Raw genomic sequence first — 14,967 nt, forward strand, 5'->3', positions numbered from 1 at the left:
GCTGCTCAAGGAATACGTGCGCAAGATCCTCGCCGCGCCGGTCTACGACGTGGCCATCGAAACCCCGCTGCAAGCGGCCCGCCAGCTCTCCGAGCGCCTGGGCTGCCAGGTGCTGCTCAAGCGCGAGGACCTGCAGCCGGTGTTCTCCTTCAAGATCCGCGGCGCCTACAACAAGCTGGCGCAACTGAGCACCGCGGAGCGCTCGCGCGGGGTGATCGCCGCCTCCGCCGGCAACCACGCCCAGGGCCTGGCGCTGGCGGCGAAGGAACTGGGCGTGAGCGCGACCATCGTCATGCCGCGCACCACGCCGGAGCTGAAGGTGCAGGGCGTGCTCTCCCGCGGCGGCAAGGTGCTGCTGCACGGCGACGCCTTCCCCGAGGCCCTGGCCCACGCCCTGCAACTGGCCGAGGTCCACGGCTACACCTTCGTGCCGCCCTACGACGACCCGGACGTGATCGCAGGGCAAGGCACCGTGGCCATGGAAGTCCTCCGCCAGCACCCCGGGCGCCTGGACGCCATCTTCGTGCCGGTGGGCGGTGGCAGCCTGATCGCCGGCATCGCCGCCTACGTGAAATACCTGCGCCCGGAAGTGAAGGTCATCGGCGTCGAGCCGGACGATTCCAACTGCCTGCAGGCCGCGCTGGCCGCCGGCGAGCGCGTGGTGCTGGCGCAGGTGGGCCTGTTCGCCGACGGCGTGGCGGTGGCGCAGATAGGCGCGCACAACTTCGAGGTGTGCCGCCATTACGTGGACGAGGTGATCACCGTCAGCAGCGATGAAATCTGCGCGGCGATCAAGGACATCTACGACGACACCCGCTCCATCACCGAGCCCGCCGGCGCCCTGGCCGTGGCCGGCATCAAGAAGTACGTCGAGCGCGACGACGCGGCGGGGCAGACCCTGGTGGCCATCGATTCGGGCGCCAACATCAACTTCGACCGCCTGCGCCACGTCGCCGAGCGCGCCGAACTGGGCGAGAAGCGCGAGGCCATCCTGGCGGTGACCATCCCCGAGCGCCCGGGCAGCTTCAAGGCCTTCTGCGAGGCAGTAGGCAAGCGCCAGATCACCGAGTTCAACTACCGCTACGACCGCAGCGAGGAAGCGCAGATCTTCGTCGGCATCCAGACCCACCCGCAGAACGACCCGCGCCCGGCGCTGGTGGAGCAACTGCGCGAGCGGGGCTTCCCGGTGCTGGACCTGACCGACAACGAGGCCGCCAAGCTGCACATCCGCCACATGGTCGGCGGCCGCGCGCCGCAGGTGGAGCAGGAGCGGCTGTTCCGCTTCGAATTCCCCGAGCGGCCGGGGGCGCTGTTCAACTTCCTCGAACGTCTCGGCGGGCGCTGGAACATCAGCCTGTTCCACTACCGCAACCACGGCGCCGCCGACGGCCGTGTGCTGGCCGGCCTGCAGGTGCCCGAGCACGAGCGCGGCGAACTGGGCGCGGTGCTCGACGCCATCGGCTACCGCTACTGGGACGAGAGCGAGAACCCGGCGTACCGGCTGTTCATCGGCTAGGGCAGGGCAGTGGACTGGCGAACTTCGCCGCGATTGGCTATTGGGCCCGCCCCGGGGCCGGCGTAGCTTGGGGCAACAGCCCTTCAACCCGCTGGGCCCCTGGCCCGAGGAGCCGTCCGATGTCCCTTCGCAATCTGCTGTTCGCCGGCCTGGTGCTGGCGCTGCCCGCACTGGCCCACGGGGCCGAGCACGAGAAGATCGCCACCCTGCAGGAACACGCGCTGCCCGACGCCCCCGGCAAGAAGGGCCTGCTGATCGAGGTCAGCTACAAGCCCGGCGAGGCGTCGGCGCCCCACGTGCATGCCGGTGCGGTGTTCGCCTACGTGCTGGAAGGTGCGGTGGTGTCGCAGTTGCAGGGCCAGGCGCCGGTGACCTACAAGGCCGGCCAGTCCTGGTACGAGGCGGCCAACACGCCGCACCTGGTCTCGCGCAACGCCAGCGCGACGCAGCCGGCCAAGCTGCTGGTGTGGATGCTGCTGGACGAAAAGGCCCCGGTGCTGACGCCGCTGAAGCAGTGAGATTGCCGCCGCCGGCCATTTCTGCTGGGATGCCCTGATCGACCGACAACGAGGGAGCCCGCAATGGCCAGCTACCAGGAACTCTTCGCCATCGGCGAAGGCTTCGACGCCTTCGTCGCCCGCGGCCTGCCGGCGGAAATCGCCGCGGTGCGCAGGGTGCAGCAAAGGCTCGGGGAACCGGGCCTGATCAGCGCCGCCACCCGCGAACGCCTGGCCGCGGTGCAAGGTCGCTACCACCTGCTGGTGGCCGGCGAGATGTGGTGCCCGGACTGCCAACTCAACGTCACGGCCCTGGACTGGATGTGTCGCCAGCAGCCGCGCATCGGCCTGGCGGTGATCTCCAAGGGGCGTGCCGAGGATGAACTGCAGGAGCGCCTGGGGTTGGAGCGCGTGGCCATTCCGCTGGTGGTAGTGCTGGATGCCGGGTTCGAGGTGGTCGGGCGCTTCATCGAACGGCCGCAGGTGGTGGTGGCGGGGTGGGACGGGGTGAAGCCGGCGTATCGGGCGGGGGATTATCTGGAGAGTACGGTGCTCGATCTGGTGGCGGTGTTTGAGGGGGTGGAGGGGAGGGTGTTTGCTGGTGGGTGAGGTGTTTGGGGTTGATGCTGTTCCCTCTCCCCAGCCCTCGGCTGCGCGCCCCGCCCTGAAGGGAGAGGGGGCCAGTCCGTGCCGAGAGAAGGAATGGTTTCAGCCGGTACCCGCCGGGCTAGCCGGCTAACTCCAAAACGCCCGCATCTGCCCAACGGTCCCCTCTCCCTTCAGGGAGAGGGTTAGGGAGAGGGCGCTCTTCAGGCCACACACCGAACCTGGCCGGCAACTGCGGTGGTTCTGCTTGAACTGATGGGGGCGTTTGCCGGTGGCCGAGGCGTTTTGGGTTGACGCCGCTCCCTCTCCCCAGCCCTCTCCCTGAAGGGAGAGGGGGCTAGTCCATGCCGAGAGAAGGCCTGGTTTCAGCCGGCAATCTCAGTGCTAGCCGGCTAACTCCAGAACACCCAGCTCTGCCCAACGGTCCCCTCTCCCTTCAGGGAGAGGGTTAGGGAGAGGGCGCTCTCCAGGTCACACACCACAACCATCCGGCCCCACCAACCGCTTCTTCAGATAAAACCGCTGATGCCCCGGCGGGCAATCCTCCAGCACACCCATCAGCTCGAACCCCTGCTTCCGATAGAACCCCGGCGCCTGGAAGCTGTAGGTATAAAGGAACACCCCCACACACCCACGACGCCGCGCTTCCTCCTCGGCTAGCGCCAGCAACTGCGCCCCGAACCCCGCACCGCGCTGCCTCGCATCCAGCCACAGATAGTCCACGTACAACCACCCCATCCCCGAATGGCCGAACAACCCGCCCACCACCTGCCCCTGGGCATCACGGGCATACAGCTCGAAACCCTCGTAGCCATACGCCGTACCCATCCGCTCGACGTTATAGGCGCGCAGGCCTTCCTCCACGACGGCCCGGGCCTGGGGATCGGCGCCGGGGGTGAACTGGTAGCGGGCTTGCGACATGGCGCCTCCTGGGCGTGGGAAAGCGCCTAGTCTAGAGGGTAAGCGGGGCCTGTGTCCGGTGCCCCGCGCTGGCACCGGCGCGCGCTTTGGTGAAGAATGCGCGCCCGCGCCAGACACCGAGCACCCCATGACCGCCACCCGCGAGCACCGCCCATGAGCACCACCACCGTCGAGCTGCTGCGGACCGGCCCCGAGCACAGCGAGCTGATCCGCAACCTCTACCAGTTCTATGCCTACGAGTCCTCGGACTGGGAGCAGGAAGACGTCGAGGCCGACGGCCGCTTCTACATCCACGAGGAACACCTGGCGCGCTACTGGCAGGCGCCGCAGTGGAGCGCCGAGCTGGTGCTGGTCGACGGCTTCATCGCCGGCTTCGTGCTCATCGAGCGCAGCGAGCTGCCGGGCATCGATGCCCTGGAGCTGGCCGACCTGTTCATCCTGAAGAGGTACCGCCGCCAGGGCATCGGCCGCGCCGTGGCGACCCAGGTGCTGACGCGCGGGGAGGGCGCCTGGCTGGTGCGCTTCTACCGCCAGGACGAGGCGGCGCGGACCTTCTGGCAGGCGGTGCTGGAGGTGCTGCCGCGGCCGGCGCTGTCCGTCGAGCCGGGCGACGACGAGCAACTGCTGAGCTACCTGGTGACGCCGGCCATCCACTGAGCCGCTGCGCGCGCGGGTCATAGGTCTGTCATTTGCGATCATTGAGCCGCGCCGGGGCCGGTCTTATGGTTCCTCTGACCACAGCGTCCGGCGCTGCCGGATGGCCCTGCATTACAAGAACGACGAGACAGAGGAACCGATGATGAGCGAATTGCAACTGCAACCCCGGGCTGCCGCCTCCCTCCAGCACTGGCACCGCATGATCGCGCAGCGTGACTTCAGCGCGTTGCCCGAGCTGCTGGCCGAGGACGTGGTGTTCCGCTCGCCCATGGCGCACACGCCCTACCCGGGCGCGAAGGTGGCGGCGACCATCCTCAACACCGTGCTGCAGGTCTTCGCCGACTTCACCTACCACCGCGAGCTGGCCAGCGCCGACGGCCTGAGCGTGGTGCTGGAGTTCAGCGCCAAGGTCAACGGCCGCGACCTCAAAGGCATCGACATGATCCGCTTCGACGAGCAGGGCCGCATCGCCGAGTTCGAAGTCATGGTGCGCCCCATGAGCGGCCTGCAGGCCCTGGGCGAGGAAATGGGCCGGCGCGTGGGCGCCTACCTGGCGACGGCCAAGGCCTGACCGGAAACCCCATCGGCCCGGCATACGCGCCGGGCCGAACCCCGGATGCGGCAGCGCCCTGTGCTAGGCTGAGGCGGTTGTCCCCCCAGCCGAGTGAACAAGGATGCTCGCTGCACTCAAGCGTTACCCGCGGTCGGTGAACCTGCTGTTCTGCGCCACCTTCGTCCTGACCCTGGGGCGAGCCATCAGCCTGCCGTTCCTGGTCGTCTACCTGTCCTCGGCCTTCGCCCTGCCGATCGCCCGCATCGGCGCCATCGTCGGCGGCGCGCTGATCGCCGGCTCCGTGCTGAGCCTGTACGGCGGCTACCTGACCGACCGCCTGTCCAGCCGCGGACTGATCCTGGGATATACGGCGTGCTTCATCGCCGGCTTCGTCGGCATGTGCCTCACCGCCAACCTCTGGCTGTTCTTCGGCTTCCTGGTGGCCTTCAACTTCGCCTATTCGGCGGTGGACGTGGTGGTGAAGGCGAGCTTCGGCCGCCTGCTGCCGGCGCAGGAGCAGGGCCGCGCCTTCTCCATCCGCTACACCTTCATCAACATCGGCTATGCCGTCGGCCCCTTCCTCGGCGCCGGGCTGGCCCACTGGGCGCCGAAGCTGCCGTTCGTGGTCTCCGCACTGCTCGGCGCCGGCTTCCTGCTGCTGTACCTGGGCTACGGCGAGCGCAGCCAGCGCCCGGCCCCAGCGGGGCAGGCGCCGGTGTCCTTCCTGGCCCTGGGCCGCGTGCTGCTGGATGACCGGCGCCTGGTCTGCTTCACCCTCGGCGGCGTGCTCAGCGCGGTGGTGTTCGGCCAGTTCACCGCCTACCTCTCGCAGTACCTGGTCACCACCCGCAGCGCCGAGGTGGCCTACCAGGTCATCAGCACCGTGGTGGCGGTCAACGCCCTGGTGGTGATCGCCCTGCAGTACCCGCTGGGCCGGCGCATCGACGAGAACTGCCTGGAGACCTGGCTGCTGGCCGGGCTGGCGCTGTTCCTGGCCGGGGTGATCGGCTTCGCGCTGTCCACCAGCGTGCTGCACTGGGTGTTGGCGATGACGGTGTTCACCCTGGGCGAGATCATCGTGTTCCCCGCCGAATACATGTTCATCGACCGCATCGCCCCGCCGCAGCTGCGCGGCATGTACTACGGCGCGCAGAACCTCTGCAACCTCGGCGGCGCCCTGGGCCCGGTGCTCTGCGGCTGGGTACTGGCGAGCCTGCCGGCGCACTGGATGTTCGTGATGCTGGGCGCCTTCGTCGTCGCCGGCGGGGTGTTCTACCGCCTGGGCGCGGCGCTGCCGGCCGCCCGGCAGGCCTGAATGCCGGAACCGCCGCCTTCCGGGCCCGCCGGCACGGGTTGCCGCTTGCACCACCTTCGCCGCCATTGATAGCCTTCGCGGCCTAAAGAAGAACACAGGCCCCGGGTATGGTGATCAGGGTTGTCGAAGCGCAGGAAGTCGATCAGCAGCGGATAGCCATTCCGGGTTGGGAGCAGCAGTACACGCAGATGTCCGCCGGGCGCTTCGCCGGGCGCATCCTGCATGCCGAGGTCGAGGGCATCGAGCTCTACGAGGAGCAGATGAACCTGCGCGTGGAGCAGGAGTTCCATGCGCCGCCCGGCGCGCTGGTGTTCAGCTTCGACATGTCGGAGAACACCCTCTACCTGCTCGATGGCGAGACGCGCAACGCCTGGGTCACGCCGGAGAACTACCGCGAGGTGGCGGTGGTGATCAAGCAGGCGGGGCAGTGGGGCCAGGCGCTGGACGACTTCGCCGACCTGGTGCTGATGCCCCTGCGCTCCGACGGCTGCCGCTCGCTGGCGGCTTCGCTGAGCGACCTGCTCGTCGGCGCAGGCGCCGGGCGCCATCCGGTGGAGGCCCCCGGCGTGGCGCAGGCCATAGTCGCCAATTGCTTCTCGCTGCTCTGCGAGGCGCCGGTCGGTGACGAGCAGCGTTCGCGCTCCATCGTCCAGGCCAAGCGCGTGGTGCAGCGGGTCAAGGACGTGGTGAACGATTGCCCCGAAGAGAACTTCGCGATGGCCGAGCTGGCGGCGAAGGCGGGCGTTTCGCCGCGCACCCTGCAGCAGTCCTTCCTGCGCTACGCCGGCATGCCGCCCATCGCCTGGCTGCGCAACCGCCGCCTGAACGCCGCCCGCCGCGACCTGCTGGGCGCCGCCGAGTCGGGCATGACCGTCGCCGAGGTGGCGATGAAATGGTCGTTCTGGCACCTGGGGCGCTTCTCCCAGTCCTACCATGCGCTGTTCGGTGAGTACCCCAAGGCTACTGTCAGGCAGGGTGCCCGACCTTAGCGTCGTTACCTTCGGCCAGCGGCGGATAACCGCGAACGGTTATCCGCCCTACGGTGTTCGCTGGAAAGGCGGGGTGCGAGGATGGCGCCGGACTACCAGCGCACTCAGTGCAGCTCCCTCTCCCGCTTGCGGGAGAGGGTTGGGGAGAGGGGCTCTTGTGCCCAGCACCTGTGCCGCCGGGAAACACCGTTCGCGAGCAAGCTCGCTCCTACGAAGAGCTCTTTGCGCCACGCAAAGAAATGATGGGTATCGCTTCGCTCAACCCATCCTACGGGTGTTGTGTTTGCCGGAGGGTGTACGGCTTCTCGTAGGAGCGAGCTTGCTCGCGAATGAGCCCCGCAGCGGAGTCTGTTCGCGAGCAAGCTCGCTCCTACGAAGAGCATTTCGGCGCGGCCTCAGCCCAGCTTCTCGCGTATCCGGTACCAGGCCATGCCCAGCGCCAGCAGCGGCGAGCGCAGCAGCTTGCCGCCGGGGAAGGTCAGGTGCGGCACCGCGCTGAACAGGTCCAGGCCCTGGCTGTGGCCGCTGTGGATGGCCTCTGCCAGCAGCTTCGCCGACCAGTGCGTGACGTTCAGCCCGTGGCCGGAGTAGCCCTGGGCGAAGAACACGTTCGGCTGCGCCTTGAGCCGCCCCACCTGGGGGAAGCGGTTGGCGGTGATGCCGATCATGCCGCCCCACTGGTAGTCCAGCCTTACGTCCGCCAGCTGCGGGAACACCTTGAGCACCTTCGGCCGCATGTAGGCGCCGATGTCCTTCGGGTCGCGCCCGGAATAGTGGCAGGCGCCGCCGAACAGCAGGCGGCGGTCGGCCGTCAGGCGGTAGTAGTCCAGGCCCACCTTCTGGTCGCACAGCGCCATGTTCTGCGGGATCAGCTGTGCCGCCAGCGCCTCGGGCAGCGGCTCGCTGGCCACCACGTAGCTGCCGGCGGGCAGCACCTTGCCGGTCAGCCGCGGTTCCAGTTCTTCCAGGTGCGCGTTGCAGCCGAGCACCAGGTTGTCGGCCAGCACCCGGCCCCGCGCGCAGTGCACCACCACCTGGCGGCCGTGCTCGATGCGCAGGGCGGGGCTGCGCTCGAACACCCTGGCGCCCAGGGCGGCCGCCGCGCGGGCCTCGGCGCGCACCAGGTCGAGCGGGTGCAGGTGCCCGGAGCCCATGTCCACCAGGCCGCCGGCGTACTGGTCGCTGGCCACCACCTCGCGGATGCGCTCCGGCGCCACCAGACGCGTTTCGTGCGGGTAGCCCTGGGTGCTCAGCTGGGCGTGCTCCTCCACCAGGCCGGCATACTGCGCCGGGGTGTTGGCCAGCTCGCAGAAGCCCCAGCGCAGGTCGCATTCGATGGCCAGGTCGCGGATGCGCTGCGCCACCAGCTCCACCGACTCGGTGCCGGCCCGCTCCAGGTAGCGCACGCCTTCCTCGCCGACGTACTTGGCGAAGCCGCTGACGTCGTGGCCGATGCCGCGGATCAGTTGGCCGCCGTTGCGCCCGCTGGCGCCCCAGCCGATGCAGCGGGCCTCCAGCAGCACCACGCTAAGGCCGCGCTGGGCCAGCTCCAGCGCGGTGTTGACGCCGGTGAGCCCGCCGCCGACGACGCAGACGTCCGCGCGAACCTCGCCCTCCAGCGCAGGGTAGGGCTGTTTGTCCCGGGCGCTGGCGGCGTAGTAGGACGCGACCTGCTCGTCGGTGTGGCTCATGGCTCGCTCTCGCTTCATTGGTTGAACTTGATCTTGCTCCAGCTGCGGGTCATCAGGCGCATGATCTTGGGCGGCGGCGCCTTGGAGATGTACAGCTTGTCCAGTACCTGCTGGCTCGGGTAGACCTCGGGGTCGTTCTGCATCTGGGCGGGCAGCAGCGCCTTGGCGTCGGCGTTGGCGCTGGGGTAGCCGACGTACTCGCTGATGCCGGCGATCACCTGCGGATCGAGAACGTAGTTGATGAAGGCCAGGGCCTGCTCGGGGTGCGTCGCATCCGAGGGAATGGCCATCAGGTCGAACCACAGGTTCGCGCCTTCCTTGGGAATGGCGTAGGCGATCTCGATGCCGTTCTTCGCTTCCCGGGCCCGCGCGGCGGCCTGGAACACGTCGCCGGAGTAGCCGAAGGCCACGCAGATGTTGCCGTTGGCCAGGTCCGAGATGTACTTCGAGGAATGGAAGTAGGTGACGTAGGGGCGCACCGCCGCCAGCTTGGCCTCGGCCTTCGGGTAGTCCGCCGGGTTGGTGCTGTTGGGGTCCAGGCCCAGGTAGTTGAGCACCGAGGGGATCATCTCGTCGGGCGAGTCCATGAAGGCCACGCCGCAGGCGCTGAGCTTCTTGATGTTCTCCGGCTCGAACAGCACCGCCCAGGAATCGATGTGGTCCACGCCCAGCACCTGCTTGACCTTCGCCACGTTGTAGCCGATGCCGTTGGTGCCCCACAGGTAGGGCACCGAGTGCTTGTTGCCCGGGTCGTTCTGCTCCAGCAGCTTGAGCAGCCGCGGGTCCAGGTGCTTCCAGTTCGGCAGCTTGCTGCGGTCCAGCTCCAGGAACACCCCGGCCTGCACCTGGCGGGTGAGGAAGTGGTTGGAGGGCACCACCACGTCGTAGCCGGAGCGGCCGGCCAGCAGCTTGCCTTCCAGGGTTTCGTTGGAATCGAAGACGTCGTAGACCGGCTTGATGCCGGTGGCCTTCTGGAAGCCGCCGAGGGTGTCCGGGGCGATGTAGTCGGTCCAGTTGTAGACGCTGACGGTCGGTTCGGCGTGGGCGCCCGCGGCCAGCGTGACCAGGGCGAAGGGCGCAAGGTAGCGCAGCAGTCTCATGACGACTCCTGAATTGTTGTTGTGGTTGAGGCGAAAAGGGCGGATCAGACGCTCAGCAGCAGGAACTCGCGCTCCCAGGAACTGATCACCCGCTTGTAGTTCTCGTGCTCGGTGCGCTTCACCGCGACGTAGCCCTGCACGAACTTGCGGCCCAGGTATTCGCCGAGCACCTCGCAGTCTTCCATCTGCGCCAGGGCGTCCTCGATGGTGATCGGCAGGCGCAGGTTGCGGCGCTCGTAGGCGCGGCCCTGCACCGGCGCACTGGGGTTCAACTGCTCGACCATGCCCAGGTAGCCGCACAGCAGGCTGGCGGCCAGCGCCAGGTAGGGGTTGGCGTCGGCGCCGGGCAGGCGGTTCTCCACGCGCATGGCCGCGGGCGGGGCGGCCGGCACGCGCAGGCCCACGGTGCGGTTCTCTTCGCCCCACTCGACGTTCACCGGCGCGGAGGTGTCCGGCAGGAAGCGGCGGAAGGAGTTCACGTTCGGCGCGAACATCGGCAGCACTTTCGGGATGTACTTCTGCAGGCCGCCGATGAAGTGCAGGAACAGCTCGCTCATGGAGCCGTCCTCGTTGGCGAAGACGTTTTTGCCGGTGGCGATGTCCAGCACGCTCTGGTGGATGTGCATGGCGCTGCCCGGCTCGTCGGTGATCGGCTTGGCCATGAAGGTGGCGCTCACGTCGTGCTTGAGCGCGGCCTCGCGCATGGTGCGCTTGAACACGGTGATCTGGTCGGCCAGGCTCAGCGCGTCGCCGTGGCGGAAGTTGATCTCCATCTGCGCCGGGCCGTCCTCATGGATCAGCGTGTCCAGGTCCAGGCCCTGCAGTTCGCACCAGTCGTAGACGTCTTCGAACAGCGGGTCGAACTCGTTGGCGGCGTCGATGGAGAAGCTCTGCCGGCCGCTCTCGGCGCGGCCCGAGCGGCCCACCGGGGCTTCCAGGGGGAAGTCCGGGTCGCTGCTGCGCTTGGTCAGGTAGAACTCCATCTCCGGCGCCACCACCGGGCTCCAGCCCTTGTCGGCGTACAGCTTCAGCACGCGCTTGAGCACGTTGCGCGGTGACAGCTCGATGGGGTTGCCGTACTTGTCGAAGGTGTCATGGATGACCATCGCGGTCGGCTCCAGCGCCCAGGGCACCAGGAAGATGGCGTCCGGGTCGGGCTTGCAGAGCATGTCGATGTCGGCCTCGTCCAGCAGGTCGTAATAGACGTCGTCATCGACGAAATCGCCGGTGACGGTCTGCAGCAGCACACTTTCCGGGAGCCGCATGCCCCCTTCGCCGAGGAACTTGTTGGTGGGGGAAATCTTGCCGCGGGCGATGCCGGTCAGGTCGCTGACCACGCATTCGACTTCGGTGATTTTCTGTTGCTTCAGCCGTTGCTCCAGTTGCTCGGCGGGGGTGCTCATACAAGCCTCGGATGGTTCATGGGTTCTGGGTGGGGGCGCCGGCAGCGTGGCGCTGCCTGGCCGCGGGGCTAGTTTCGTCCGCCGGGCGGGGGCGTTCTATCCACTTTCCGCACGCTTGAGGCCGCGGGGGGCGCAGGGCGGGGACTTGTGGCGATTCTTCGGGCGGAATCAGGGGAAGTTTCCGTCGCGGCAACTGCCTTGAGCCCTTACAAGGCGCATCCGTAGATTCCGTCTGCCACGGTTCGCCCGTGGCGGGGCGTAGGAACCCCGGAATATCGCAAGACGTGCGGTAGCGCCATTGCCGCAGGGCAGACGTGTATCCAAGGCCCTGCGGTTCCATGGCGGACCGTGCGAGGAGGCTTCGGCCTGCCGGTTGTCTTGTGACGGTATTCCTACCCTGGCACGGTCCGCCTCTCCCTTCCAGGAGGCGGCTCCCTTATCCCATAGAGGAGCAAGATGGAACATGCATCGCCTTGTCGTTCAGTCCAAGCAACACCCCCGCAGCACCCGCCAGGAGGTCCGTCATGGCTGACCTCGTTCCCCTCATCCCCCTCAGCCCGGCCACCGAGCCCCACGACGACGTGCTGTACGTCAACCCCAACGCCCCCGCCGACCACCTCCACGAAGCCGCCGTCCGCCGCCTGAGCGCGCTGGAAGACCTGCTGCACATGCTGGAGGACAGCGCCGACGAAATGCCCCTGACCCACCTCCAGGCCCGCATGGCTGCCGCGCTTGCGCCGCTGGCGGCGGAAGCGCGGCAGCTGTACGAGCTGGCGCAGGTCAAGCGGGGGTAATGCCCCGGCCCCGGGCGCGCCGGGGCCATGACGGGGCGGCGCTGGCGGCGTACCGTTCGACCGCCGGCAGCGTCGTCCTCCCCGTGATTTGATCGTGGTCAAACTTCCGTTCGCCCCGCGGCGTACAAGTGACCCGGCGGTTCCTTCCCACGCCGGCGCCACGCCAGGAGGTTTCCATGCCCACCACCCAGCCTTCACAGCCCACCACCGAAGCCCCCGACGAGCATTGGGTCGAGGCCCTGCCCGACGGCAGCCATGTTCTGATCCGGCCGTTGCGCGCGGAAGACCGCCAGCGCGAGGCGGACTTCATCGCCCGGCTGTCGCCGGAGGCGCGGCATTTCCGCTTCCTGTGCAGCATGCGCGAGGTCAGCCCGGCACTGCTCGACCAGTTGATGACGGTGGACTTCCACGACAGCGCCGCCTACATCGCCCTGGTGCACCAGGACGGCGAGCTGGTGGAAGTGGGCGTCAGCCGCTACGCCCGCGGCGCCGACGCCGGCCATTGCGAGTGCGCGGTGACGGTGGCCGATGACTGGCGGCACCGCGGCCTGGGGGTGGCCCTCATGCGCCACCTGATCGAAACCGCCCGGCGCAACGGCATGACGCAGATGTATTCGATCGATTCGGCGGCCAACGCGCCGATGCACGAACTGGTGCGCTTCCTCGGCTTCAGCAGCCACCAGGACCCCGAAGACCCCACGCAGACCATCCATACCCTGCAGCTGCAACCGGCGACCTGAAGCGGGGGAGGCAGCCATGCACATCCAACTGCTGTGCACCGGCGACGGGCGCTGCTACGTCCAGCTCGACCAGTTCCGCGTGCCTTTCCGCAACGCGGAGCAGGCCAACGCCTACCTTGAGCGCCTGCAGCAGCGCATCGCCGCGCCCCACGTGCTGGCCGAGGCGCAGCGCCGCGACGCCGAGAAGCGCCAGGCCCAGCGCCGCGCGGGCTGAGCCTTCCACGGGCCGCGGTCACGGCCGGCGCACCGTGGGCCCTCCTGGCCGCCCACAAGGGGCGGCCGCTCACCGGCCGTTCAGGGGCGTATCGCCAGGATGCTGGAGTGCACCCGGTACAGCGCCTGCTCGGTGGTGCTGCCGACGATCTTCGCCAGCCCGGCGTGGTAGAGGGTGCCCATGACCACCACGTCCATCCGGTAGTCGTCGACGAATTCGGCGATGACGCGGTTGGCCGCGCCCTTGATAAGGTGCAGGCACTTCTGCTCGATGCCGAAGCGTTCGCCCAGGCGCTGCATGCGCTCGGTGGCGCGGCCGCTCATCTGCTCCTGGATTTCGCTGGTCCAGGCCACCGGCCCCACGGCATAGGCGAGGAAGCTGCTGCTCAGGTCGTAGGCCTGCAGCAGGTGCAGCTCGGCGTCGCATTGCAGCGCGAGCTGCTGGGCCGATTCGACGATGCGTTCGTTCAGTTCGTCGACGCGGGTGTCGTCCTGGGACAGGTCCAGCGCCGCCACCACCTTGCGCGGCAGGGGATGCTCCGCGTGGCTCACCAGGTGCAGCGGCACCGCGCACTGGCGCAGCAGTTGCCAGTCCAGCGGCGTCATCAGCGCCCGGCTCACGGCCGTTTCGTAGTGGACGTCCTTGATCAGCAGGTCGAAGCCGCGTTCGCGCACCCGGCGCAGGACTTCCTGCAGCGGGTCGTCGCTCCACACCGCCTCGGCGCTGGCCTCGATGCCGCGCCCGCGCAGCAGCTCCACCTGGTCGTCGAGCCAGGCCTGGTGCCGCTCCTGGATGGTGTTGCGGGCGCGTTGCTGCAGGTCGTAGTCGAGGGTGTTCAGGGCTGGCGCCAGGCTGTCGATCATCAGCATGTGCAGGCTGGCGCCGGCGGAGTCGGCCAGGGCCTGGGCGCGGGCCATGGCGGCGGAATAGTGCTGGTGGGTGTCGCAGATCAGGAGCAGGCGCGAGTAGGCGTTCATGGCGGTCTCCGCAGCGGCGCCCGCGCCACGGGCGGCGCGGGCTGGGTGGCTGTGAGCCTGGGCCGGGGCGCGTGCGGGCACTTTGATGCGCATCAAGAACGCTGGTGGAGAGGGGGCGGCAGGCGATCGAAGCGGACCACCGGTCCTTCGGCCGGGGGCGGCGACTGCAGGCGCTCGTTGCGCAGCCAGATGCTCGCCGCCGGCACCCCGCTGCGCAGGCACGCCTGGGCCGCGCTGCGGCCGAGAAAATCCGGGGTGGCGCAGAACACCACGTCGGGCAGCCGCTCCAGCAGTTGCCGGTGCAGGCGTTCCAGCAGGCAGGCGCCGTGGACCCTTTCGTCGAGCAGGCCCAGCGAGTGCAGCCAGCGCCGGCATTCCTCGGGCAGGCCCGCCAGGCTGGCGGCATCGGCGATCAGGTCCAGGCGCAGCGCGGGCATCCAGCAGGCCAGTTCGTCGATCGCCGCCGCCACCGACAGCAGGCCGTTGCCGCTGGCCACCACCAGCAGCCGGCCGGCGCGCAGCGGCAGGGGCCAGCCGACGCCCAGGGGGCCGCGGTAGTCCAGCCAGCCGTCCGTGGCCGCGAACCGGCCGGGGTGGCTGGCGCTGACGATGAACGGCCCGTGGTGCTCCGGCAGGCTGATGTAGCTGCACGGCTGCAGGGCCCCGCCATGCACGCCCAGCAGGCAATACTGGCCGGGTATGACGGCGCTGCCCGCGTCGTCCTCCAGCAGCAGGCGCAGGCATTGCCCGGTGCCCGGCAGGCAAAGCACTTCCAGTAGCCGTACCCGTTCCATTGCGCGCCCCCTTGGCGAGGTCGACCAGACGCGTCGTTTCGGGTCAGGCTAGGCGCCGCGGGCCGGGCCGCCTTGACCGCCATCAAGTTCTGCGCCGCGGGGACCGAGGCCGGCGTTTTGACCGGGATCAAGGACAGCCGCCATGGCCGTCGCAGAATCGATTCGCCCCATTTCCGAGGCGGTTCATCCAGCGGAGGAAT

At 68.7% G+C, this 14,967-nt stretch carries 16 protein-coding genes; 10 read left to right on the forward strand and 6 right to left on the reverse strand.

Annotated features, from left to right (window positions below):
• The first annotated feature begins 1 nt into the window (after position 1).
• From ilvA to BM060_RS07080, 3 genes are all read left to right on the forward strand, one after another.
• On the forward strand, positions 2–1,516 hold the full coding sequence (gene ilvA, locus BM060_RS07070; RefSeq protein WP_174672446.1) for a threonine ammonia-lyase, biosynthetic: 1,515 nt from the start codon (positions 2–4) through the stop codon (positions 1,514–1,516).
• A 119-nt stretch (positions 1,517–1,635) separates the two neighbouring features.
• The gene (locus tag BM060_RS07075; protein WP_074978625.1) at positions 1,636–2,034 is read left to right on the forward strand and encodes a cupin domain-containing protein; all 399 of its coding nucleotides are present in this window, start codon (positions 1,636–1,638) and stop codon (positions 2,032–2,034) included.
• Between the two features lie 63 nt (positions 2,035–2,097).
• Positions 2,098–2,622 (forward strand): thioredoxin family protein, encoded by a 525-nt coding sequence (locus BM060_RS07080; RefSeq protein WP_074978628.1) that lies wholly within the window; start codon positions 2,098–2,100, stop codon positions 2,620–2,622.
• A 468-nt stretch (positions 2,623–3,090) separates the two neighbouring features.
• On the opposite strand, the gene BM060_RS07085 is transcribed toward BM060_RS07080, so the two are convergent.
• Complete coding sequence (locus BM060_RS07085) at positions 3,091–3,540, reverse strand: GNAT family N-acetyltransferase (RefSeq protein ID WP_074978630.1); 450 nt, start codon at positions 3,538–3,540, stop codon at positions 3,091–3,093.
• A 96-nt stretch (positions 3,541–3,636) separates the two neighbouring features.
• Between BM060_RS07085 and BM060_RS07090 the strand changes: the two genes are divergently transcribed.
• The 4 genes from BM060_RS07090 to BM060_RS07105 all read left to right on the forward strand — a co-directional run bounded on the left by BM060_RS07090 (position 3,637) and on the right by BM060_RS07105 (position 7,054).
• Positions 3,637–4,197 (forward strand): GNAT family N-acetyltransferase, encoded by a 561-nt coding sequence (locus BM060_RS07090; RefSeq protein ID WP_074978632.1) that lies wholly within the window; start codon positions 3,637–3,639, stop codon positions 4,195–4,197.
• A gap of 142 nt (positions 4,198–4,339) precedes the next feature.
• The gene (locus tag BM060_RS07095; protein ID WP_074978752.1) at positions 4,340–4,768 is read left to right on the forward strand and encodes a nuclear transport factor 2 family protein; all 429 of its coding nucleotides are present in this window, start codon (positions 4,340–4,342) and stop codon (positions 4,766–4,768) included.
• Between the two features lie 103 nt (positions 4,769–4,871).
• Positions 4,872–6,065 carry an MFS transporter gene (locus BM060_RS07100; protein WP_074978634.1) on the forward strand — a complete coding sequence of 398 codons (1,194 nt, stop codon included), beginning with the start codon at positions 4,872–4,874 and terminating at the stop codon, positions 6,063–6,065.
• 107 nt (positions 6,066–6,172) lie between these two features.
• Positions 6,173–7,054, forward strand: a complete 882-nt coding sequence (locus BM060_RS07105; protein WP_074978637.1) for a helix-turn-helix domain-containing protein — start codon at positions 6,173–6,175, stop codon at positions 7,052–7,054.
• Positions 7,055–7,449: 395 nt separating this feature from the next.
• On the opposite strand, the gene BM060_RS07110 is transcribed toward BM060_RS07105, so the two are convergent.
• The 3 genes from BM060_RS07110 to BM060_RS07120 are packed head-to-tail and all read right to left on the reverse strand — an operon-like array spanning position 7,450 to position 11,248.
• Positions 7,450–8,745, reverse strand: a complete 1,296-nt coding sequence (locus BM060_RS07110; protein ID WP_074978639.1) for an NAD(P)/FAD-dependent oxidoreductase — start codon at positions 8,743–8,745, stop codon at positions 7,450–7,452.
• Between the two features lie 14 nt (positions 8,746–8,759).
• Positions 8,760–9,845 carry a polyamine ABC transporter substrate-binding protein gene (locus BM060_RS07115; RefSeq protein WP_074978642.1) on the reverse strand — a complete coding sequence of 362 codons (1,086 nt, stop codon included), beginning with the start codon at positions 9,843–9,845 and terminating at the stop codon, positions 8,760–8,762.
• A gap of 44 nt (positions 9,846–9,889) precedes the next feature.
• Positions 9,890–11,248: a glutamine synthetase family protein gene (locus tag BM060_RS07120; RefSeq protein ID WP_074978645.1), complete on the reverse strand. Its 1,359-nt coding sequence runs from the start codon at positions 11,246–11,248 to the stop codon at positions 9,890–9,892.
• A gap of 524 nt (positions 11,249–11,772) precedes the next feature.
• Between BM060_RS07120 and BM060_RS07125 the strand changes: the two genes are divergently transcribed.
• The 3 genes from BM060_RS07125 to BM060_RS07135 all read left to right on the forward strand — a co-directional run bounded on the left by BM060_RS07125 (position 11,773) and on the right by BM060_RS07135 (position 12,996).
• The gene (locus tag BM060_RS07125) at positions 11,773–12,042 is read left to right on the forward strand and encodes a hypothetical protein (protein WP_051879039.1); all 270 of its coding nucleotides are present in this window, start codon (positions 11,773–11,775) and stop codon (positions 12,040–12,042) included.
• A gap of 176 nt (positions 12,043–12,218) precedes the next feature.
• Complete coding sequence (locus BM060_RS07130; RefSeq protein WP_009622394.1) at positions 12,219–12,782, forward strand: GNAT family N-acetyltransferase; 564 nt, start codon at positions 12,219–12,221, stop codon at positions 12,780–12,782.
• 16 nt (positions 12,783–12,798) lie between these two features.
• Entirely contained in the window at positions 12,799–12,996 is a 198-nt protein-coding gene (locus tag BM060_RS07135) for a hypothetical protein (RefSeq protein WP_074978648.1), read from the forward strand.
• 80 nt (positions 12,997–13,076) lie between these two features.
• Here the strand turns inward: BM060_RS07135 and BM060_RS07140 are convergent, their stop codons facing one another.
• Both BM060_RS07140 and BM060_RS32260 read right to left on the reverse strand, forming a co-directional pair.
• Positions 13,077–13,973 carry a universal stress protein gene (locus tag BM060_RS07140; RefSeq protein ID WP_074978650.1) on the reverse strand — a complete coding sequence of 299 codons (897 nt, stop codon included), beginning with the start codon at positions 13,971–13,973 and terminating at the stop codon, positions 13,077–13,079.
• Between the two features lie 92 nt (positions 13,974–14,065).
• A complete protein-coding gene (locus BM060_RS32260; RefSeq protein WP_135499896.1) occupies positions 14,066–14,767 on the reverse strand; it encodes a ferredoxin reductase domain-containing protein in 702 nt (233 codons plus the stop codon).
• Positions 14,768–14,967: the final 200 nt, after the last annotated feature.

Source organism: Pseudomonas citronellolis (assembly GCF_900112375.1).
GTDB classification, from domain to species: Bacteria; Pseudomonadota; Gammaproteobacteria; order Pseudomonadales; family Pseudomonadaceae; genus Pseudomonas; species Pseudomonas citronellolis.

Bases quoted from the DNA above. Each gene is read 5' to 3' on its own strand.
- BM060_RS07080 (WP_074978628.1), top strand. From the start codon at position 2,098: ATGGCCAGCTACCAGGAACTCTTCGCCATCGGCGAAGGCTTCGACGCC.
- BM060_RS07130 (WP_009622394.1), top strand. From the start codon at position 12,219: ATGCCCACCACCCAGCCTTCACAGCCCACCACCGAAGCCCCCGACGAG.
- BM060_RS07095 (WP_074978752.1), top strand. From the start codon at position 4,340: ATGAGCGAATTGCAACTGCAACCCCGGGCTGCCGCCTCCCTCCAGCAC.
- BM060_RS07075 (WP_074978625.1), top strand. From the start codon at position 1,636: ATGTCCCTTCGCAATCTGCTGTTCGCCGGCCTGGTGCTGGCGCTGCCC.
- BM060_RS07090 (WP_074978632.1), top strand. From the start codon at position 3,637: ATGCGCGCCCGCGCCAGACACCGAGCACCCCATGACCGCCACCCGCGA.
- BM060_RS07120 (WP_074978645.1), bottom strand. From the start codon at position 11,248: ATGAGCACCCCCGCCGAGCAACTGGAGCAACGGCTGAAGCAACAGAAA.
- BM060_RS32260 (WP_135499896.1), bottom strand. From the start codon at position 14,767: ATGGAACGGGTACGGCTACTGGAAGTGCTTTGCCTGCCGGGCACCGGG.
- BM060_RS07085 (WP_074978630.1), bottom strand. From the start codon at position 3,540: ATGTCGCAAGCCCGCTACCAGTTCACCCCCGGCGCCGATCCCCAGGCC.
- BM060_RS07110 (WP_074978639.1), bottom strand. From the start codon at position 8,745: ATGAGCCACACCGACGAGCAGGTCGCGTCCTACTACGCCGCCAGCGCC.
- BM060_RS07125 (WP_051879039.1), top strand. From the start codon at position 11,773: ATGGCTGACCTCGTTCCCCTCATCCCCCTCAGCCCGGCCACCGAGCCC.
- BM060_RS07135 (WP_074978648.1), top strand. From the start codon at position 12,799: ATGCACATCCAACTGCTGTGCACCGGCGACGGGCGCTGCTACGTCCAG.
- BM060_RS07115 (WP_074978642.1), bottom strand. From the start codon at position 9,845: ATGAGACTGCTGCGCTACCTTGCGCCCTTCGCCCTGGTCACGCTGGCC.
- BM060_RS07105 (WP_074978637.1), top strand. From the start codon at position 6,173: ATGGTGATCAGGGTTGTCGAAGCGCAGGAAGTCGATCAGCAGCGGATA.
- BM060_RS07100 (WP_074978634.1), top strand. From the start codon at position 4,872: ATGCTCGCTGCACTCAAGCGTTACCCGCGGTCGGTGAACCTGCTGTTC.
- BM060_RS07140 (WP_074978650.1), bottom strand. From the start codon at position 13,973: ATGAACGCCTACTCGCGCCTGCTCCTGATCTGCGACACCCACCAGCAC.